Here is a 20,066-nt window from a genome sequence, read left to right as displayed (position 1 = left end):
CTAATTACTTGCGTGCAGCCACGATTTCGGCTGGTTGAACGATGTTCTCTGCGGCCTTGTTCGACCAGGAATTGCGCGTGTAAGTGATCACTGCGGCAATTTCCGTGTCGGACAGCTGTTTCCAGGCTGGCATTTCAGCGGGATACTTGCCGCTCTTTTGCCCGTTCAGCAAGACGTGGATCTGATCCGCTTTCGGACCATTCACCACGGCCGAGCCGTCCAGCGGCGCAAACGCACCTGGCACGCCCTTGCCTGTCGCCTGGTGGCAGACCACGCAGTTGGCGGCATACACTTTCTCGCCCTTGACCTTCAATTCGTCGATGGTCCACACCTTGCTTGGATCATCAGCCAATGCCGCCATTTCCTTTTGTTTTACATCAACCCAGGCCTTGTAGTCATCGCTTGACACGACCTTGACGACGATGGGCATGAACGCGTGTTCCTTGCCGCACAGCTCGGCGCAATTGCCGCGGAAGGTGCCGATATGGTCAGCCTTGAACCAGGTGTCGCGCACGAATCCGGGAATCGCATCCTGCTTGACGCCAAAGGCGGGCACGGACCAGGCGTGGATGACGTCGTTGGCCGTCAGCACCACGCGGATCTTCTTGTTGACCGGCACGACAACTTCGTTATCGACTTCGATCAGGTAGTTTTCGCCCCGTTTTTCCGTCGGCGGCGCGCCTGGCGCACCCACTTGCGAGCGCGGCGTGGCCAGGTTGGAGAGGAAGGAAATGCCTTCGCCCTCGCCTTTCAGGTAGTCATAGCCCCATTTCCACTGCATGCCTGTGGCCTTGATGGTGATGTCGGCGTTCGAGGTATCCTTCATGCCGACGACGGTGCGCGTGGCAGGCAGGGCCATGCCGATGACGATCAGGAAAGGCACGACGGTCCAGGCGATCTCGACGGTGGTGCTTTCGTGGAAAGTGGCCGGTTTGTGGCCGAGGGACTTGCGGTGCTTGAAGATGGAATAAAACATGACGCCGAACACAGCCACGAAGATCACCAGGCAGATGATCATCATCAGGGTGTGCAAATCGTAGATTTCATGGGCGATCTGTGTCGCCGGCGGTTGCAGATTCATTTCGAACGGCACGGGACCGCCGGTGCCGGGATAGGTACTGGCAGCCGGTGCCGCCGTGGCCCATCGCCCGATGCCAAACGCTGTCAAAGACAGCCCGAGCAGCAACGATTGAAGTCGCTTTGCATGTGTCATGTTTTCCCCAACCACCCAAAAATAATGATATTTTAAACGGCTGCGGACTTCTCCGTACTGGACCGCTGCCGCTCCTCCATGAAAGCAACACGGCCAGAATACGGCCATGTGCGTCAAGCACCAGCGAATTCCATGCTGGCTGCCGCAGCAAAAACGGCGGCGTGCAACCATGCTGGAACCCTGTTTTTCTTCCCCACATCGAAATGGCCTCGTGTGGAAGATGGTTACTATACTAATGCAGTAACTTCGAATTCGTCTTGCTTTGTTTTTTTTATTTTGTATGCAGCCCTTGTTTTTTAGGCTTAGCAAGCTGACAAACAATCAACGATTATAATCAAGTAAACTTGAATCCATCAAGCAATAATCGGCTTTGTGCGCGCCCTTCTCCCGGCCGCCGCGCGCTTTGCAACGCTTGTTGCAACATCCATGCGCGGATGGCGACCAAGTGTCGGTTTCTTTGCCCTTTTATTTGGGTTTGCGCGGCAGGTCGAAACGGATGATGGCTTCTCCGTTGCGCGTCACGCGCGGCGCGGGACGGAAGGCGTGGCCATAGATCACCTCGAAACTCAGGCTCAGCTTGCCGTCGGGGCGGCGCGTTTTTTCCAGCGCGGCCAGCATGCGCTGCCAAGCCGCCTTGCCCATCAGGCCGCGCCGGCGCGTGGTCAGCGGGTTGCCGCCAAAGGCGCGCACGTCCGCCAGCAGTTTTTCCGCCGTATCGTAGGTCACCGTGATGATCTCCATGTCCAGCACAGGCGTGGAAAAGCCCGTTTCTACCAGCATGTCGCCAAAGTCGTGCATGTCGACAAAGGGCAAGGCATGCGGATACAAGTCCGCCTCGGAAAAGGCGTCGCGCACTTCGCGGAAGGTGTCGGGACCGAAACAGGAAAACATCAGCAAGCCATCGAGGCGCAGCGCGCGTCGCCATTCGGCAAACACGCGGTCGGGCTGGGCATGCCAGTGCAGCGCCAGGTTGGACCACACGAGGTCGATGCTACCCTGCGCCAGCGGCAAGTCGCCGAGGTCGCCGCACAATAAATCCACGCCAGCCTTGGCCGGCAGGAGTTTGCTGAGGAAATGATTCAGGCTGGCCAGTTTCGACGCGGGCGCGCGCGCCGCCTGCATCATCGCTTGCGCTGCATCGAGACCGATAATCTGCGCGGCGGGATAATCCTTTTGCAACTGCGCCAGGTCCGCGCCCGGACCGCAGCCGGCGTCAAGCACACGGTGCGGCGTGATTTTCACCAGCTCCAGGCGCTCGTGCATGCGTGCCGACACTTCGCGGCGCAGGAAGTCCGATGGCGCGACGCGCGCCGGACGGGAAAAGAAATCGCGTACTTGCACCGCATCGATGGGCGCACTCATTTTGGGCGGACTGGTGGGAACTGGCATGTTGAATCGGGTGAGGTGAGATAATGTCGGCAGTGTACATGGAACGACGCCTTCGCGATGCGGACCACCACCCGGCACCGTCTTGATGCCGCGTGGCAGGCGCTGCGGCTGTGGCTGGGCGCCACGGTGCTGCCAGCCCAGTGCGCGCTGTGCGGCATGGGCTGCCCGCAAGTGCTGTGTTCGCCCTGCCGCGCGCAGTATCTGGGACAACTGCGCCACCGCTGCCGCCAGTGCGCCAATCCGCTCGACGATGTGGCAACACTGTGCGGACGCTGTTTGCGCCAGCGGCCCGCGTATGACGCCACGATCACGGCGTTTGACTATGCGGCGCCTGTCGACCAGTTGCTGCTGCAGCTGAAATTCGGCGCGCGCCTGGCGCTGGCGCCCTTGTTGGCAGAACTGTTGCACGTTGCCATTCAGCAACAAGCGGATTGGCAGGCGCCGCAGTTGCTGTGCCCCGTGCCCTTGGGCCCGGCCCGGCTGGCCGAGCGGGGCTTTAACCAGGCGCTGGAAATTGCCCGCCCGCTGGCGCGCCTGATGGACGTAGCTTTACAGCCCCGCCTGGCGCTGCGGGTGCGCGAAACCCGGGCGCAAAGCGGCGTGGCGCCACAGGAACGGCAAGCCAACCTGGCGCACGCGTTCGCCATCGCGCCCGAACACACGCCGTTATTGCAAGGGCGCCATATCGGCATCGTCGACGACGTGATGAGCAGCGGCCATACGGTCAACGCCCTGGCCGCCGCCTGCAAGAGCGCGGGCGCGGCCAGGGTCAGCATATTAGTGGCGGCGCGCACGCCGCCACGCTAGCATCACTTATAAAGGAGAGCATTTTGTTTCACGTTGTTTTGGTAGAACCTGAAATCCCGCCCAATACGGGCAACGTCATCCGCCTGTGCGCGAACACGGGCGCGCAGCTGCACCTGGTCGAACCGCTGGGCTTTCCGCTCGACGATGCCAAGATGAAGCGCGCCGGCCTCGATTACCACGATTACGCCAACATGAAGGTGCACAAGAACTGGGACGCATTCCTGGCCGACACCCAGCCCGACCCGGCCCGCATGTTCGCCATGACGACGCGCGGCTCGCGCCCGTTCGGCGACGTGGCCTTCCTGCCGGGCGACGTATTCGTATTCGGTTCGGAAACGAAAGGCCTGGACCCGGCCTTGCGCGACGGTTTTCCAGCAGAGCAACGCATCCGCCTGCCGATGCGCCCGGACAACCGCAGTTTGAATCTGTCGAATACGGTCGCCGTCGTCGTCTACGAGGCCTGGCGCCAGCACGGATATCAGGGTGGCGCTTAACTAACGCAGCGCCAGCTGCACCGCGCCGCTATTGTCGTCCAGCATCACCAGCTGCGTGCGCAGGTCGCGCGTGGCGGCCAGCTTGCCGTTCACGTACAGATTCGTCTTGACGCCATACACGCCTTGCGACACGCCGGCAGGCAAGGTCAGCTCGAACGAGTTTTCAAAGCGCCCGCCCGACTTGTTGTTGCTGGCCAGGGCTTTCGAGCCGGACTTGAATGGCTGGCCTTGCGGGTCGAGCACCACCAGCTCTTCGCGCACGTCGTTGACGCTCTGCGCGCTGCCATTGACCAGCTCCACCACGGTTGTGACCTTGAACGGCTGGCCGCGCTTGACGGTCGACGCGCTCAGCTGCGGCGTGTACGACACCACTTGCGGCTCGCGCGGCAGCGCGCCCCGCGTGCGGATGTAGTCGCGGTCCGCCTGCGCCGCCGTCTTGGTCTGGCGCGAATTGACATTGATGGCCAGGCAACCGGCCGCCGCCAGGCCGCCGCCGATGGCCGCCCCCTTCAGCGCGCCATTCTTGCCGCCCGCCAACGCACCCAGCAATGCTCCCACGGCCGCACCGGCAGCGGCCGACGTGCCCACGCTGCACGGGTCTTCATCCGTGGCCGCCTGGGCGCCATCTTGCGGATAGGAACCGTCCTGGCGCACGCCATTCGGGTTCATCGGCGCCGTGGCGCAACCGGCCAGCATGGCCGCGATGGTCAGCGCAGCGGCCGCGCGCATGGTGGTGTGGTTCAGCATGGTGACTCCCCAGATAGCTAGTTGATCGTTGTTTCCGTCTGCAGCACTTGCCGTTCGCGCTCGCGGATGCGGCGCGACAGATTGTCGATGCGCGCATTGCCCGGATCGACGCGGCGCGCGCTTTCCAGATACGTCTTGGCCGCATCGAACTTGCCTTCCAGCAAAGAGCGCTCGGCATCGCGCAGGAACGATTGCGCCATCTCGTTGCGCATGGCCGCGCCGCTATCGACAGGCGACGTTTCCTGTGGACGGCGTTCGGTCACCGCTGAACGTTCGACCGCGCGCGCGGGCGCCGGTTCCTGCTGTGCCGGCGTCGACACGGGCGCCTGGGCTGGTGCCGGTGTTAAAACGGGCGCGGGCGCCGTGGCTGCCGACAGCGCCTGCACGTCGGCCTTCAACTGCGGCAATTCCACCGCTTCGCGGTCGATCGCTTCCAGCCTGGCGATGCCATTTTGTGCCGCCGTCGCATCCTTGCCATCGAGCGCCTGGCGCACGCCCACCAGCACGGACGCGGCTGCCGCCTGCTGGCGCGCCAGTTGCTTGCGCAAGGAATCCACGCTGGCAGCGCCCGCGCAATCGATGTCGAGCGCGGCGATGCCCTTGGCGGCGCTTTGCAATTGATGGCCATCGATAGCCCGCTCGATGGCGCGCACACTGCGCTGGCAGCCGCTGGATGCGGCACCGGCCTTGCCGATCGCCGCCTGCAAATCGTCGGCCTTGGCGCTGGACTTGCCCGTACACACATTCTTCGCCGTCGCCAGCTTCTGTCGGGCACCGTCCAGGCTGCCGTTCGCTACCAGCTTCAAGCCGCTATCGATGGCGTCATTGCAGGCCGATTCATTCTTGCCGCCCGGCTTGCCATTCATGTAGACGATCACCAAGGCCAGCACGGCGATGCCGCCCAGCCAGCGCAGCCACTTGCGCGGCGGTGATGGCGGTTCGCTTGATGCCGGTGGAGTTGTCGGCGCGGGCTTGAGCGCGGCTTTCGGCTGGACCGGCTTAGGCGGCGCTGGCGGCGGTACCGGTACCGGTGCCGGCTTCGGCGGCGCTTTCGGTGCAGGTGCAGGCGCCGGCGCCACCGGCACGGGCGGCGGCTTGGGCGCTACTGGCGGTGATACAGGCACCGGCGCTGGCGCAGGCAACGGCGGCGGCACGGCCGGTGCCGGCTGGGCAGCACCAGCCACCACGTGACCGCAGTACGGGCAATGGCTGACAACGGTCCACAGACCCGTCTTGCATTTGTTGCAAATATCCAAAACTAATCCTTCATTCCAACGTCATTCCAGCGTTCACAGAGGCGGCGGCATCAACGGTGGCGGCGCGCTGAGAAACAAGGGCGCCAGTTCGGGGAACTGGGCCAGGTCGGCCCAGGCAGGCAAGCCGGCGCGCCACACCTTGGTGCTGGCGGGTAGCACCTGGCCGGCCTGCACGTACTGCACGATCTGCTGGGCCGTAAACGGTCCCTGCTGCTGGCCATTGATGCCCAGGAAATACTGGTATTCCACCAGCGGCGGCGGCATGCCGCCCAGCGGTGGCGGCGCCATGCCGAACACGGCTGCCGCCGGGGCAGATGCCGCGCCGGCCGGGCGCAGCAATTGCTCGAGGCGCCCCGCTTCCAGCATTTCTGCCTTGATCGCGTATTTCAGGCGCGGCTGGCCGTCCGCTTCCGGCTCGCGCACTTCCCAGTCGTAGGCATCGCTGTCGGAGTCGCCGATGACGTTCGCCCACTCCTTCAGGCGGCCCAGCAAGGCTTGCACCGTGCGGTCGAGCTCATCGCTGGCCATGCCCTTGCGGCGCGCCGATTCGCGCAGGCGCGCGCCCACTTCGGCGGAAATCGCGCTGCCAAAACCGACGTACGGCAGTTGCGAACCATCGGCCTGCGCCACCAGCTTGGGCGCATACACGGTGCGTTCATAGTATTTTGCCAGCGCCGCCATGGCGGCCGTCTGCACGGCGTCAAGCGCCGTCAATTTTTCTTCGATGCGCAGGGCGATATTTTTCTCGTACGAGGCAGGCATGCCGTTCTGGCGGATGGCCCGCTCGTTGCCGATGCGGCGCAAGTCGCCCGGTTCGACGGCAAACTGGTACTGGCCCGGCGGCACGACCCGGCCCGTGTGCCGCGTCAGCACGCCCAGCATGATCGCTTGCAGGAATTCGCCGAAGTCTTCCGCCAGGCGCTTCATCTCGTCCGTGTTCGGTGCGATCGGGTGCGTGAATTGCGTCGGATCGATATGCGTGTGGGTCGGCGCCTTGTCGTTGTCGCCTTCCTTGCGGTAACTGGTGCGCCAGCCTTCCAGGCCCCGCAGCACCGTCATCGGCACGCCGGCCAGCTCGCAATAGCAGACGGCGCGGCCGCGGATGCCCGTTTCGACGATTTCCAGCTGGCTCACCGTGATGCCCACCTGGGTCGGCACGCACGACTCGAGCTCGGCGCCGAACTTCGCCTTGAAGGCGGCCGCGTTGGCCACGCCGATCACGCACTTGAACTGGTCCGACACGACCGTGAAGTCGCCCGCCATGTTGGCGTCGATCCACGGCATGGAGCAGGCCAGCAGCTTGCGGAAACGGTCCAGGCGTTCGGACACGTCCATCTGTTCCAGCGCCTCGAACAACGGGTCGGGCGTGCTCGTCGCGCCTTCCACCAGGCTGGTCGTGGCGATCATGTTCTCGGCCATGCGCGTGACTTTGGCCAGAATCAAGCCCCGTTGCGCCGGTTCGCCCAGCATGGGAAACAGCGCTTTCGAGCCGCCCATGTCCTTGAACGCTTCATCGGCCCACTGGCGCAAGGTGGCCGCCGATGGCAACGCAATGTCTTTTTCCGTGACGGGAATGACGATCAGGGTCGCGTGTTCCTTGTCCAGGTCCTTCTGCAAAATCGTATTGGCCGTTTTGAGTTCCGCCAGCATGGCCAGCACGCCTTCGCGGCCCGTTTGCAGCTCGCCCACCAGGCCATTCCACTGCGCGCGGCCTTGGGCATCGACGCCGATCCGGTTGCCCAGCCAGCGCGACAGTTCGCCCAGCAGGAGGACGGACTCGTCCGCCGCCTTGGCGCGCAGATGGAATTTCAAGGCATTCGCCATTTCCGTACGCAAATGGTCCATCACCACGCCCGCCTGTTTTTCTCCGTTGCTGAGGAAACCGAAGGTGCTGCGCGTCTGTTCCAGGTTGTTCAACAGGCGCTCGTATTCGCGCGAACGCACGGCTTCCTTAATTTCGCGGTAGCGCTCGGCATTGTTGCCGATCTGCGCCGTCAAGCCGCTGCCAGGCGCCTCGATGCGGTCCTTGATCTGCTCCACCAAGGACAGCACGTATTCCAGGCCGCCGAATTCCTTGTTGTCCAGGTAGCCATACAGCTGGTCGCGCACGACTTTCTTGACGTCTTCCAGCACTTCGCGGCGGCGCTTGCTGATGCGGTCTTCCGTCGTGTCGGCCGTGGAATCCTGGTCGCGCACGGCGTCGCGTTCCAGGTGCTTCATGGCGTCGCGCACCTGCGCCGGCCATTCGCTGCGGTCAAAGCCCGTGCGGATATCGTTGATGCGCGTATTGACCCTGTTTTCCACGCCGGCCAGCAAATGGCCATGGCGGTCTTCCAGCAATTCATCGACGACGCGGAAATCGATGAAGTCGCCGCTGGAGCGCTTCAGTTCGATGCTCTTGTCGGAAAACTCGGGGAAATCGCTGAACGGCGTGCCCTTCAGGAACATATTGGCGGCGAGGAAATTGTCGCGCTGCGTATCCGTGGCCCGGTTGGCGCCCGCATCCGTACCGCCCACGCCAAAGAACGCTTGCAGCATGGCGCCGGCCCAGCGGTGGGCCCGCTCGTCGCGCGCCGCTTCCTGGCGCGTGTCGAGCACGGCCATGCCGAACGAGGAAAAGCGCTTCGAGAAATACAGGCGCATGTCGCCGAAACGGTCTTGCGGCACGGGCGCGTTATACAGCGAGTTCTTGTGCTGCGCCTGGTTGACGGCGATCGAGCGCTTGGCGCGCGCGAAGTCGGCCGAGGCGAAATCCTCGAACAGCGAATCGGCCACCATGTGGTAGACATCGCTGACATCCTTGGTGTGCTGCTGGGCCAGATTGCCCGAGTCGATCAGGTAGACCTCGCTGTACGGCTCGCGCGTCAGTTCCGGGCGGTCATACGCATCCCAGCGGCCCACGTAGCCCTTGTTGCCCATCATCGCCGATTCCAGCTCCATCAGCGCCGCATAGCCGTTGGCCTCGACCCGGTCCTTGTTGGCCTTGGTGTAGCCGGTCGGCAAGAACAGCATCAGCTCGACGTCGGCCGCGCCCACTTCGCTGCGCGCCAGCCAGCGCGCCAGCAAGCCCATGTCGAGGAAGGAACCGGAACCCGTGCCACCGGCCACGGAACCGACGATGACGATGCGGAAACGGTTCGTTTCCATGCGCAAGCCCAGTTCAGCCAGCTGGCGCTCGTGCGACAGGCCCGCCTTCAAGGCTTTCAGCTTCAAGCGGATCTTGTCGCGGATCTTCGCGTATTTATCGAAAAAATACAGGCGCGACACGGCGCGGATCTGGCCGGCGCCGCTGCTCATGTCGAAACGCAATTCGCGGATGCGCTGCGGCGTCAGGGGCAGCCATTCCTTGATGTGCGGATATTTTTCCAGCGAGTCTTCATCGCGGCTGTACTTGTCCATGTCGAACGATTCAACCACCTTGTCATCGTCCGTGAACTTCACCTGGTCGAACTGCAAGTCCTTCGCCTGCGACTCGCCGCTTTCGATCACGGCGCCATTGTCGAGGTCGAAATGGATGAATTGCGCGATGGGAAAGTCGGCCAGCCCCTCGATGCGCGTGCGGTTGCCCGCGCCGCCCCACAGGGTGTTGAGGACGCGCCGGCGCACGCGCATCAGCACCTGCATGCCCGTGCCTCCGATACCGATGAACAGGGTCGGGCGCAGTTCGATGATCTTGTCCTGCTTGCGCTCGCTGGCGCCGCCGGTGATGGTTTGGTTCAGGTTCTCTGCCATGGTGATTCCTTGGATAAAACGTGTTACGGCGTGCTTAGCGGCGGCTGGAAGTAAATGTCAGCAACAGGGCAACCAGGCCCACCAGCACCAGCGGCCCCATGAACAGTGGCGCGAGGAATTTATGCGCGTTCACGGCGGCCAGCACGACGCCAGTCGCCAGGCTGGCCAGGAAGATGAACAGCCACCAGCCCGAGGCATTGGCCTTGTTCGGCGGCACGCGCTTGGCGACCAGGCCATTCGCATAGGCATTCTTGGCAAAGAAAAAGGCGATGAACAGCAGCAACAGCACGACGCCGCCGATCAGGGTGTCGCGCGACGAGGTGTCGGTCGTGCTGGCGGGATCGAGCGCGGGCGCAGGTTCGGTCGTGGCCGTGGTGGCCGCAGCGCCGGCAGCCGGTGTATCGGCGGCGGGCGGCGCGGACGCCGGGGCTGGCAAGGTAAAACCTGCGTTGTCTTTTTGAGTGTCTTGCGCCATGGTATGCCTCTGGTGGATTTGACTAATTAAAAAGGAATCTGTGTTCAGGCCAGGCTCAGGGTATGGCCCTCGGCCACGCGCACGACGGCCGGCTTGCCCAGGCCCCGCTTGAGTTCGCCAATGTCGCGGCCGTCATCGTCGCGGATCTGCACGCTCTTGAATGGTTTCAACAGCACTTGCCGCTGCACGCCGTCGGCCATCACCTTGTAGCGCGTGGCGCGCGTGCCGACCAAGCCCAGCGCCAGCAAACCCAGCACGAGCGCCAGCACGCCGCCAAGTATCACCAGCACAGGCAGCAGCGGATACTGTATGCGCACCAGCAACGGTATCGTCGCCTGCGACGCGCGCACGCTGTCGGGCGGCGTAAACATGCTTGAGATCGGGTCGCCGGGGAACAGTTCCTGCAAATCATTGCCGAAGCTGGACGCCAGCGCCAGCCGCTGTTCCGACAGGCCCACTTGCGCCTGCATGGGCAACATCACCTGCTTGCCCATGGCGGCAATCGCCTGCGCCGACCACGGCGACGGAATCTGCGCCATCGGCAACGCGAACTGCACTTGCACGGACTGGCTGGCGCCCGGCTGCAGCTGGCGGATTTGATCCGGCGCAACGTGCAGGGGCGCGTTCTGGCCGGCCAGGCTGGCGTGCACCCTGGCCGTGTCGATCACGTACGGGAAAAACATGTTTTGCAGGGACGCCTGCAGCACCACTTGCGGCACCAGGTTCGCCGCATCGACGTCGAGCACGATGGTGCGCCCATCACGGCCCAGGCTGGCGTGCACATTGGCACTGTTCTTGACGGACTGGGGCACGATGCGCACGGCATCCTGGTCCACCGGTTTCAAGCGCGCGGGCGGGCGCGTCAGCACTTGCGACAGCCGCCCTTCGGCCAGGATGCGGGTCAACGCCTCGGACGCGGGCTGTCCATACGCAAGCGCATACACCATCAATCCCTTGGCGCTGTAGAGCTTGCCCTGCACGGGCATACGCAGCGGAAACACCACCGTCTTGGTGATCGACGGTTCCAGATGCAGCAAGCGGTAAAAGTCGCGGTTGCGCTCGGCCGTCTGGCTGTCGTTGTTCGGGCTGTTCTTGTTATTCGTAAAAATCCATACGATGCCGGAAGCGGACTGGAACGGGCCCGTGATGGTCTTCGTGACGGCTTCCTGGAAATCCGTATCGGCCAGCGCGCCGCCGGCGCTCTTGCGCGCCAGACCCAAGTTCGCCAATTGGCCCGCCACGCCGGCGCCGCCCTGCCCTTGCCCGATCAGTGCGGGCGACACATTGCTGCCGCTGCTCTGGCTGAAAGCCAGGGTGTAGACTTTATCGGACGGGCTGGTGGCAGCCTGCGCCACGGCGCCCACGAGGGCTTTCAGTTGCGACTGTTCATCCGTGTAAAACGGCTCCATCCAGCCCGAGTTTTGCACGAGAAACGCTTGCTGGATGCCGGCCGCCTGCACGCTGGCGGTGGCGAAAAAAACGGCGCAGGCCGCGATCAGGACGCGCGCTTTCATGCCTGCAAGGCCCAGCCATCGATGCGCGACAGCAGCGGGTGATACGCCCACAGCACGCCTTCATGGACAAACAGGCGCACACGCCACGGCTCGCTGACGGCGAACGTGTGAAACACGGTTTCGCGCAACTCGTCGTCTTGCACCAGCTGGGCCGCCAGGCGCTCGTTCGAACGCAGCACGCTCGACAGGCCGGCGCGGGTGGCGAACTTCACGCCGAAGACACTGTTGCCCACGCTTGACTCCAGCAGCGGCATGACGGCCTGGTTCTTGCCGCCGTCGTCGCCGTGTTCCGGCTCTTCCCACGGCGCCGTTTTCAGCTTGGTGGCAAAGCGGTAATTGAAGCTGCCCGAACACAGGCGCGGCGCCAGCGCGTCGGCCCGTTCGGACTGCGCGCCCAGTTTCACATAGACATAGGTGCCGCGGCTACGCTCGAAGCACAACTGCCACAGGCCGCCGTCGCGCGACACGTAGGGGCTGCCGAATTCGAAATGCGGCACCAGCCCTTCGGACCAGGGCGTAAACGACGCGGCCACGTTGCCGTCCGGCTGCAGCTGCAAGCGCAGCTGGCCGTTGGCGCAGGGCCACACGGCCATGCGGTTGTAGGCAACGGGCGCGCTGACGGTGCCCAGCTCAACCACGCCGTCGAGCAGCACGTCGCTGCCCGGCTTTTGCGCGGCGTCAAGGTTGACGAAGCGGATGCGGCCATCCTCGTCGCGCAGCGGCGCCCACAGCCGGTTCTGGAACCAGACGGGGCTGGCCACGCACGGCGCGCCGCCCACGTGCTCGACCACGTAGGTCAGCGATGGCACGTCGGGACGGATACAGGCCAGGCCATGGCTGGTCGGCAAGACCAGCACGCTATTGAACTCCGGCACCAGCTCGGCGCGCCAGGCACCGTGGGCCAGGTCCGATTCGGCCAGCAGGCTGCCATAGTCGGGGTCCAGCGCCAGCCACCGTTTCGAGGCGGGCAGCCAGGCGTGCAAGACGGCCTTGCGCGGGTCGAGCGCCAGCAGCGCGGGCGCGCTGGTGCCGAACTGGGCGGAAAAGAATTCGTATTCGCCGGGCGGCGGCATGGGCAGCGAGGCATCGGCTTGCGCATGCTCTTCGCGGGCGCGCTGATCGGCCAGTTTCAAGGGTACGCTGGCCTGGCGCAAGCCGGACGGGCCGGCCGGCGGCACGTCGCTGACGGGGTGTGCGCCGTAGGGCGGCACCCACGGCGGGGTAATAGAAGTATCGGGCGGCACTTGCAAGGCCGCGCCCGAGGCGGGGTCGAACGCAAATTCGGGCGGAAACTGCCGCACGGGCGCGTCGGCGGCCGCGGGCAGGCGCCGCGCCAGCATCAGCTTGCCAATATCGGCGTGGCTCACCAAGGGCGAGACGTTCTGGCCGTCCGCGCTGCGCTGCATGCTCCATGCGCCCTCGTCATCGACGTACCAGGCGCCGGAGGGCAGTGGCCAATCCCCAGAAGTTTTATGATCCATTTATTTTCTATGACAAGCAATGCATATCAGACGGTGTAACGTGCTGGGGCTGTCGAAACGAAGTCGCAGCCCTGGCAGTTCTCATAGTAACGTCTTTTTATCTGTATGGAAACATTGACGAGATTCCTCAGCCCTGCTGCGTCCGCACTTTCGTCAACAGCTTGGTGGTCGAGCGGTCATGCTCGAAATCGATGGCCACGGCCTGGCCGCCATACGCGAGCACGGCCTTGCCTTCCGGAATGGCCGCCATGTCGTAGTCGCCGCCCTTGGCATAGATTTCCGGTTGAATGTCCTGCACCACTTCCAGCGCGCTGTCTTCCGAGAACGGCACCACCAGGCTGACCGCTTCCAGCGCGGCCAGCACGGCCATGCGGTCTTCGCAGTTGTTCAGGGGACGGTCGTCGCCCTTGCCCAGGCGTTTCACTGAAGCATCAGTATTCACGGCAACGATCAGCGAAGCGCCCAGCGCGCGCGCCTGCGCCAGATACGTCACGTGGCCGCGGTGCAAAATGTCGAACACGCCGTTCGTCACCACCACCGGTTTCGGCAGCGCTTGCGCGCGGGCGCGCAGTTCGTCACGGCCGCACAGTTTGTTTTCAAAGTCAGGCATGGATATCTCTTGTTGGGTTAATTATGGTCACGCTCAGGCGTGGCTATCGCCTTGGATGCCGCCCGCATCCCGGCGCCAGGCATCGATCAAGGCCAGGACGGCCGGTTCCAGGCCCTCTTCGGCGATGCGATCTTGCCGGTAATAAATCATCAGTGCATACACGCGAGCCAGGCGGCTGACGGGCGGCGACAGCGCATATTCATTGCCGCGCGCCGGTTGCCTGGCTCGCCAGTAATTGATCGCCGCTTCCAGCGCCTGCATCCGCAGTTCCATCGCCCTCTCCCTCGGCCGCCCGGTCCCGCATTATAGGGGGCGATCCGCTACAATACGCCATCGGCGCCACAGTTTCACGTTTGCGCCACCTTTCATTCATTGCAAGTAAGTACTTCCTGTGTTTCAATCAACCTATGACACTGACTGAACTGAAATATATCGTTGCAGTCGCGCGAGCGAAGCACTTCGGCCATGCCGCCGAAGCTTGTTTCGTTGCCCAGCCCACCCTGTCAGTGGCCATCAAGAAACTCGAAGACGAATTGGGCGTGGTCCTGTTCGAACGGGGCGGCGCGGAAATCTCCGTCACGCCCCTGGGCGCGCAGATCATTGCGCAAGCCGAGCGCGTGCTGGAACAGACTGCCGCCATCAAGGAACTCGCCAAGCAAAACAAGGACCCGCTGGCCGGCCCCCTGCGCCTGGGCGTGATCTATACGATCGGCCCCTACCTGCTGCCGCCCCTGGTCAAGGCCATGATAGACCAGGTGCCGCAGATGCCCTTGATCTTGCAGGAAAACTTCACGGTTCGCCTGCTCGAATTGCTGCGCCAGGGCGAACTGGACGTGGCCATCATGGCCCTGCCCCTGCCCGACCATGGCATGGCCATGCAGGAACTGTACGACGAACCGTTCGTCGTCGCCATGCCGCGCCAGCATCCGTGGACGGCGCGCGACAAAATCGCCGCGCAGGATTTGAAATCGGAAACCATGCTGCTGCTGGGCAATGGCCACTGTTTCCGCGACCAAGTGCTGGAAGTATGCCCCGAAATGGCGCGTTTTTCCTCGCCCGGCAACGGCATGCAGCGCACGTTCGAAGGTTCTTCACTGGAAACCATCCGCCACATGGTGGCCAGCGGCATCGGCCTGACCGTCTTGCCGCGCGCCTCCGTCGCCAATATGCACGCCACCGACGGCATGCTTGAATACCGGCCTTTCGCGGAACCCGTGCCATCGCGCCGGGTGGTCATGCTGTGGCGCAAGAGTTTTACGCGCAAGGCGGCCATCGACGCCTTGTGCGCGGCCATCGCCAGCTGTAACTTGCCTGGCATCACCCCCTTGTGCGAAGACGACGAATAGTACATTTACATACTATTTGCGATAATCGACCTTTCTCTTCAACAAGATCGAGTCTTCCATGAACAAGCTGGCGCTGTATTTCCGCCTGATACGGCTGGACAAGCCTATCGGTACCGTATTGCTGCTGTGGCCTACCCTGTGCGCGCTGTGGCTGGCGCAGCAGGGCGTGCCGGACTGGCGACTGCTGCTCATCTTTACTCTCGGAACTTTCCTGATGCGCTCGGCCGGCTGCGCCATCAACGACTACGCCGACCAGGATATCGACAAATTCGTCAAGCGCACGGCCGAGCGCCCCATCACCAGCGGACGCATCAGCGGCAAGGAAGCGCTGGCCGTGGCCGGCGTGCTGACCGTGCTGGCCTTTTGCCTGATCCTGCCCTTGAATGCGCTGACCAAGCAACTGTCCGTGGCCGCCGTCATCATCGCCGGCACCTATCCCTACTTCAAGCGCTTCTTTGCCATCCCGCAAGCGTATCTCGGTATCGCCTTCGGCTTCGGCATCCCCATGGGCTTTGCCGCCATCACGGATTCCGTGCCCGTCGTCGCCTGGCTGCTGTTGCTGGGCAATGTCTTCTGGGCCGTGGCCTACGATACGGAATACGCGATGGTCGACCGCGACGACGATTTAAAAATCGGCATCAAGACGTCGGCCATCACCTTTGGCCGCTACGACGTGGCCATCGTCATGTTCTGCTACGCCGTTTTCCTGCTGCTGTGGCTGGCCTGCGGCTGGTACCTGGGCTTGCGTTATTGGTTCGTCGCGGGCCTGGTAGTTGCGGCCGGCTGCGCCGTTTACCACTACACCCTGATCCGCGCACGCGAGCGTATGCCGTGTTTTGCGGCATTCCGGCATAATAACTGGCTAGGAGCAGCGGTGTTTGCGGGCGTGGTTCTGGACTTTGCTTTCCGTTAAGCAATCATCCTTGCGCCGCGGTAGCCCTTGAGGCGGCGCAAGACAAGCCTGGCCGCAGTTGCCTACACTGGTATTTCACTGTGCAGTTTCACTTCCAAGAGGTAATACATGAGCTCGATACATACCGGAAAATCCAGCAGCGACAGCATCCTCGCCGACGCCGACAAGGCGCGCGACAAACTGGTGGGCGACCTGAAAACCGTCATCAATGAAGCGGAAGGCTGGCTCGACGGCGCCAAGGATCAGACGGGCGAGAATGTCAAAGCCGTCAAGGACAAGTTCATCGCCACGCTGGAAACGGCCAAGAAAGACTTGATCAAGCTGGAAGAAGACTTGCTCGAACGGACCAAGAAGGCGGCCAAGGCCACCGACGAGTACGTGCAGGACAATCCGTGGAAAGCCGTGGGCGCGGGCGCCGTCGTGGGCGTACTGTTCGGCCTGTTGCTTTCCTCGTCACGCCGCTAGTTAGTACCGACGGCATAAGCCGTCTCCTGACGCGAAAGGCAGCATATGGCTATCGTGCACCATGTCGCCCAAGTCGCAGCGACTCTCGCCGCCATCGTCCAGACCCGTCTGGCCCTGGCGGCCGTGGAAATGGAAGAAGAGTCGCTGCGCTTCCTGTCGTACCTGGCCCTGGCCATGCTGGCACTGCTGTGCCTGTTTGTCGGCCTGGTATTGATCGTGTTCCTCGTCATCGTGCTGTTCTGGGACACGCACCGCATCGCCGCCATCGCCATCACGGCCGCCGTCTTCATCGTCGCCGCCATCGCCACCCTGCTGGGCGTGCGCGCCAGTTTTCGCAGCAAGCCGAAACTGCTGTCCTTCACACTTTCCGAACTGAACAAAGACCTGGACGAGCTGCAACTGCTGGCCCGCCGGGGATCGGAGCGGCCATGACCACGCACCCTACCAAACTGTCGCATGTGCACACGGCCACCAGCCTGGCGCAGCGGCGCGACGCGCTGCTGGCCGAATGCGCGCTGCAGCGCCTGGCCCTGGGCGCGCAGACGCGGCAATTGCTGGAACCTTTGACGGGTGGCAACCTGCGCCACACCCTGGCCACGCGCTTTAAAATTCCCCTGATGGTGGGCGGCGCCGTGCTGGGCCTGCTGCTCGTGCGGCCGCGCCGTTTCCTGCCGCTGCTGCGGGCCAGCGGCGCGCTGCTCAAGCACGCCACCACCGCCATGCCCGTCGTGCTGGCGCTGGCGCAGCGCTTCAGCAAGAAAGAAACGCCGGAATAAATTATTTTTTTCCTGGCTGCATCCAAATGGCAAATCCCTGCGTAGTAATGGTATCAACCAGCCGGTTGAGCCAACTACCAGGAGCTTGCCATGCATGCCATCATCGCCCCACGCCATACCGCCCCTTCCCTCACCGTGCTGTGCGCCGCCCTGCTGTTGGCCGCCTGCGCCCCCATGAGCGCGCGCTATTCGCAGGAACAATTGCCGAACGCCGTGAAAGTGCCAGATGGCCACCAGGTGGCCATGCAAACGGTGGGCGTGGGCAAGATCGCCTACGAGTGCAAGGCGAAAAAAGACATGACGGGCCATGAATGGGTCTTCGTGGGACCGGATGCGGCCCTGAACGACCGCAGCGGCATGCAAGTGGGCACCTACGTCGGTCCTCCTGCCACCTGGGCCAACCTGGATGGCTCGAAAGTAACGGCGACGCAAGTAGCAGTGGCGCCGGCCGGCACGGGCAACATCCCGTATCAACTGGTGAAAGCCAACCCGGCCACGGGCAGCGGCGCCATGCAGGGTGTCAGCTACATCCAGCGCGTGGCCACCAGCGGTGGCGTAGCGCCAAGCAGCCCCTGCGGCATGGATTCCATCGGCGCCAAACAATGGGTGCCCTACCAGGCCGATTACATCTTCTGGAAAGCCATATAAATAACTGGCGTTGACGGTTGGCAAGCTGGTTTCTGGCCTATACTCGGCATTGAAAACTTGCTAACCGTTTACTCCTGACGATTGCGCCGACCTTGCCAGCCCACGCCGCCCCTTACGATTACGATGCCGCCCTGCGCGCCTGCGCCAGGGGCGAGCAGCAGGCATTGCACGGCCTGTACCAGCAGGAAAGCCGCTACCTGCTGGGCGTGGCCCTGCGCATCGTGCGCCAGCGGGCCCTGGCCGAAGACGTGCTGCACGACGCCTTCCTGAACATCTGGCGCCGCGCCGGCAGTTTCGACGCCACGCGCGGCAGCGGCAAGGGCTGGATCTATGTAGTGGTGCGGCACCAGGCGCTGGACGTGGCGCGTGCCCGCGCCCATGAACTGTCAGCCGACGAGGATACCGTGGAAACCCTGCTGCACGAACGCCAAGGCCATGATACGGGCGAGGCCTATGCCGACCAGGCGGACATGGGCAAGCTGCATGATTGCCTCGGTCACCTGGATGAAGGCAAACGCAATAGCATCCTGTACGCCTATGTCGATGGCTGTTCCCACAGCGAAATCGCGCAGCGCCTGCAAGCGCCGCTGGGAACCGTCAAAGCCTGGGTCAAGCGGGGCCTGGCCGCCCTGCGGGAGTGCATGGGATGATCGACAGCGACGAAGACTTGCAAAGGCTGGCCGGCGAATACGTGCTGGGCACCTTGGAACTGGCCGAACGCGCGGCAGTGGAACAGCGTTTGCCGCGCGAGCCAGCGTTGCGCGACGCCGTCGATGCCTGGGAACGGCGTCTGCTGCCCTTGACCACGCTGGCGCCGCCCGAAACGCCCTCGGCCCAGCTGTGGTCGCGCATCAGCGCCAGCCTGTTTACGCCGAAAGCCGTGCGGCAAGCGGGCGGCTGGCAAGCGTGGTGGAACAGCCTGGCTTTCTGGAGAGTGCTGGCCGGTAGCGGCCTGGCGGCCACGGCCGCGCTGGCCGTGCTGGTGACGGTGCAGCTACAAGCGCCAGCAGGGCCCGGCTATCTGGTCGTCTTGGTGGCGCCGCAGGATAAATCGCCGGGCTGGATCGTGCAGGCCGGCGGACGCGGCGGCAAGAACCGCGACCTGAGCCTGATCCCGCTGGGGCCGACTAGCGTGCCGCAGCAAAAAGCCCTGCAATTCTGGACCAAGGGCAAGGACTGGGGCGCCCCTGTCTCGCTGGGCCTCGTCAAGCCGGGGCAAAGCCTCAAGTTGACCCTGGATAAGCTGCCGCCGCTGCAGCCCGATCAACTGTTTGAAATCACGCTGGAACCGCAGACAGGCTCGCCCACGGGCCGGCCGACGGGGCCGATTTTATACATAGGCCGCGCCGTCAAGGTCATCTGATTACTTAGACAGCTCTTCCCCCATCTCGCGCCCCCGCTCGGCGGCAGCCTTGATGCCCCTGACGATGGCCGCCTTGACGCCGCTCTCTTCCATGCTGCTCAGGGCCGCGTACGTCGTGCCGCCTTTCGACGTGACGCGCTCGCGCAGCAAGGACACCGGTTCGCTGGAATTGGCCGCCAGTTGCGCCGCGCCCGTAAAGGTGGCAATCGCCAGCTGCGTGCCCTGCTCGGGCGTGAGACCCAGTTCGGCGGCCGCCTGCTGCATCGCTTCGATAAAGTAAAACACGTAAGCGGGGCCGCTGCCGGACACGGCCGTCACGGGATCGATCTTGACTTCGTCGTCGAGCCAGACCGTCTGGCCGACGGCGCGCAGGATCGCGTCCGCCGTCTTCTTTTGTTCTTCGCTGACGCCGCTGCTGGCCACCATGCCAGTGATGCCCATGCCGATCAAAGCTGGCGTGTTCGGCATGCAGCGCACGATGGCGGGATAGTCGCCGAGCCAGCGCGACAGGTCAGCGGCACGGATGCCGGCCGCGATCGACAGGATCAATGGCGTCCGCTCCCCGTCGAGGAAGGGCAGCAATTGCGCCGCCACTTCGCGCATGCTTTGCGGTTTCACGGCCAGCACGATCACGTCCACGCCGCGCAATGCGTCACCGGCGGCAGTCGCCGTCGTGACGCCGAATTGCGCCTGCAGTTTTTCCAGCGCGGGCGCATGGGGATCGATCACGTGGATGTTGCCGCCCAGGGTCAATTTACCCGCCAGGCCGGCGATCAGGGCCGCGGCCATGTTGCCGCCGCCTACAAAGGCGATATTCAATTCTGTCGTCATGCTTGT

21 protein-coding genes are annotated in these 20,066 nt (G+C 63.6%); 10 read left to right on the top strand and 11 right to left on the bottom strand.

Annotated elements, in window-relative coordinates:
* Positions 1–4 precede the first annotated feature (4 nt).
* Together coxB and GYK42_RS15645 are read right to left on the bottom strand one after the other, a co-directional pair.
* Positions 5–1,213 (bottom strand): cytochrome c oxidase subunit II, encoded by a 1,209-nt coding sequence (gene coxB / locus GYK42_RS15650; protein ID WP_166448233.1) that lies wholly within the window; start codon positions 1,211–1,213, stop codon positions 5–7.
* Positions 1,214–1,678: 465 nt separating this feature from the next.
* The gene (locus GYK42_RS15645; protein ID WP_240943610.1) at positions 1,679–2,602 is read right to left on the bottom strand and encodes a methyltransferase domain-containing protein; all 924 of its coding nucleotides are present in this window, start codon (positions 2,600–2,602) and stop codon (positions 1,679–1,681) included.
* Positions 2,603–2,659: 57 nt separating this feature from the next.
* Here GYK42_RS15645 and GYK42_RS15640 point away from each other — a divergent pair, with 57 nt between their 5' ends.
* The gene (locus GYK42_RS15640; protein WP_166448232.1) at positions 2,660–3,409 is read left to right on the top strand and encodes a ComF family protein; all 750 of its coding nucleotides are present in this window, start codon (positions 2,660–2,662) and stop codon (positions 3,407–3,409) included.
* Positions 3,410–3,432: 23 nt separating this feature from the next.
* Positions 3,433–3,903: a tRNA (uridine(34)/cytosine(34)/5-carboxymethylaminomethyluridine(34)-2'-O)-methyltransferase TrmL gene (gene trmL / locus GYK42_RS15635; protein WP_058050745.1), complete on the top strand. Its 471-nt coding sequence runs from the start codon at positions 3,433–3,435 to the stop codon at positions 3,901–3,903.
* Here the strand turns inward: trmL and GYK42_RS15630 are convergent, their stop codons facing one another.
* The 8 genes from GYK42_RS15630 to GYK42_RS15595 all read right to left on the bottom strand — a co-directional run bounded on the left by GYK42_RS15630 (position 3,904) and on the right by GYK42_RS15595 (position 13,991).
* Positions 3,904–4,650, bottom strand: coding sequence for a hypothetical protein (locus GYK42_RS15630; protein ID WP_166448231.1), 747 nt, complete (start codon positions 4,648–4,650; stop codon positions 3,904–3,906).
* Positions 4,651–4,667: 17 nt separating this feature from the next.
* Entirely contained in the window at positions 4,668–5,906 is a 1,239-nt protein-coding gene (locus GYK42_RS15625; protein WP_166448230.1) for a hypothetical protein, read from the bottom strand.
* Positions 5,907–5,939: 33 nt separating this feature from the next.
* Positions 5,940–9,638, bottom strand: coding sequence for a tubulin-like doman-containing protein (locus tag GYK42_RS15620; protein ID WP_166448229.1), 3,699 nt, complete (start codon positions 9,636–9,638; stop codon positions 5,940–5,942).
* A gap of 34 nt (positions 9,639–9,672) precedes the next feature.
* On the bottom strand, positions 9,673–10,113 hold the full coding sequence (locus GYK42_RS15615; RefSeq protein ID WP_166448228.1) for a hypothetical protein: 441 nt from the start codon (positions 10,111–10,113) through the stop codon (positions 9,673–9,675).
* 44 nt (positions 10,114–10,157) lie between these two features.
* Complete coding sequence (locus GYK42_RS15610) at positions 10,158–11,627, bottom strand: hypothetical protein (RefSeq protein WP_166448227.1); 1,470 nt, start codon at positions 11,625–11,627, stop codon at positions 10,158–10,160.
* The gene (locus GYK42_RS15605) at positions 11,624–13,108 is read right to left on the bottom strand and encodes a hypothetical protein (RefSeq protein WP_166448226.1); all 1,485 of its coding nucleotides are present in this window, start codon (positions 13,106–13,108) and stop codon (positions 11,624–11,626) included. Before GYK42_RS15605 ends, GYK42_RS15610 begins: the two co-directional genes overlap by 4 nt.
* A gap of 127 nt (positions 13,109–13,235) precedes the next feature.
* Positions 13,236–13,718, bottom strand: a complete 483-nt coding sequence (rfaE2, locus tag GYK42_RS15600) for a D-glycero-beta-D-manno-heptose 1-phosphate adenylyltransferase (protein WP_166448225.1) — start codon at positions 13,716–13,718, stop codon at positions 13,236–13,238.
* 33 nt (positions 13,719–13,751) lie between these two features.
* Positions 13,752–13,991 (bottom strand): DUF3717 domain-containing protein, encoded by a 240-nt coding sequence (locus GYK42_RS15595; RefSeq protein ID WP_166448224.1) that lies wholly within the window; start codon positions 13,989–13,991, stop codon positions 13,752–13,754.
* 134 nt (positions 13,992–14,125) lie between these two features.
* Here GYK42_RS15595 and GYK42_RS15590 point away from each other — a divergent pair, with 134 nt between their 5' ends.
* From GYK42_RS15590 to GYK42_RS15555, 8 genes are all read left to right on the top strand, one after another.
* Positions 14,126–15,064 (top strand): hydrogen peroxide-inducible genes activator, encoded by a 939-nt coding sequence (locus GYK42_RS15590; RefSeq protein ID WP_046683400.1) that lies wholly within the window; start codon positions 14,126–14,128, stop codon positions 15,062–15,064.
* Between the two features lie 58 nt (positions 15,065–15,122).
* On the top strand, positions 15,123–15,977 hold the full coding sequence (gene ubiA / locus GYK42_RS15585; RefSeq protein WP_166448223.1) for a 4-hydroxybenzoate octaprenyltransferase: 855 nt from the start codon (positions 15,123–15,125) through the stop codon (positions 15,975–15,977).
* Between the two features lie 108 nt (positions 15,978–16,085).
* Complete coding sequence (locus GYK42_RS15580; RefSeq protein ID WP_046683402.1) at positions 16,086–16,442, top strand: glycine zipper domain-containing protein; 357 nt, start codon at positions 16,086–16,088, stop codon at positions 16,440–16,442.
* 45 nt (positions 16,443–16,487) lie between these two features.
* The gene (locus tag GYK42_RS15575) at positions 16,488–16,874 is read left to right on the top strand and encodes a phage holin family protein (protein WP_046683403.1); all 387 of its coding nucleotides are present in this window, start codon (positions 16,488–16,490) and stop codon (positions 16,872–16,874) included.
* Positions 16,871–17,218: a hypothetical protein gene (locus GYK42_RS15570; protein WP_166448222.1), complete on the top strand. Its 348-nt coding sequence runs from the start codon at positions 16,871–16,873 to the stop codon at positions 17,216–17,218. Before GYK42_RS15575 ends, GYK42_RS15570 begins: the two co-directional genes overlap by 4 nt.
* A gap of 90 nt (positions 17,219–17,308) precedes the next feature.
* Positions 17,309–17,866 (top strand): DUF3455 domain-containing protein, encoded by a 558-nt coding sequence (locus GYK42_RS15565; RefSeq protein WP_166448221.1) that lies wholly within the window; start codon positions 17,309–17,311, stop codon positions 17,864–17,866.
* Positions 17,867–17,958: 92 nt separating this feature from the next.
* A complete protein-coding gene (locus GYK42_RS15560; RefSeq protein WP_166448220.1) occupies positions 17,959–18,516 on the top strand; it encodes a sigma-70 family RNA polymerase sigma factor in 558 nt (185 codons plus the stop codon).
* Positions 18,513–19,229, top strand: coding sequence for an anti-sigma factor (locus GYK42_RS15555; RefSeq protein ID WP_166448219.1), 717 nt, complete (start codon positions 18,513–18,515; stop codon positions 19,227–19,229). The genes GYK42_RS15560 and GYK42_RS15555 overlap by 4 nt, the downstream gene beginning before the upstream one ends.
* Here the strand turns inward: GYK42_RS15555 and proC are convergent, their stop codons facing one another.
* Complete coding sequence (proC, locus tag GYK42_RS15550; protein ID WP_166448218.1) at positions 19,230–20,060, bottom strand: pyrroline-5-carboxylate reductase; 831 nt, start codon at positions 20,058–20,060, stop codon at positions 19,230–19,232. It abuts the gene before it with no gap.
* Between the last annotated feature and the right edge of the window lie 6 nt (positions 20,061–20,066).

The sequence above is a fragment of the Janthinobacterium lividum genome (genome assembly GCF_011601275.1).
Classification (GTDB): domain Bacteria; phylum Pseudomonadota; class Gammaproteobacteria; order Burkholderiales; family Burkholderiaceae_D; genus Janthinobacterium; species Janthinobacterium lividum_E.
This window is presented reverse-complemented; position numbering and strand designations above follow the sequence as displayed.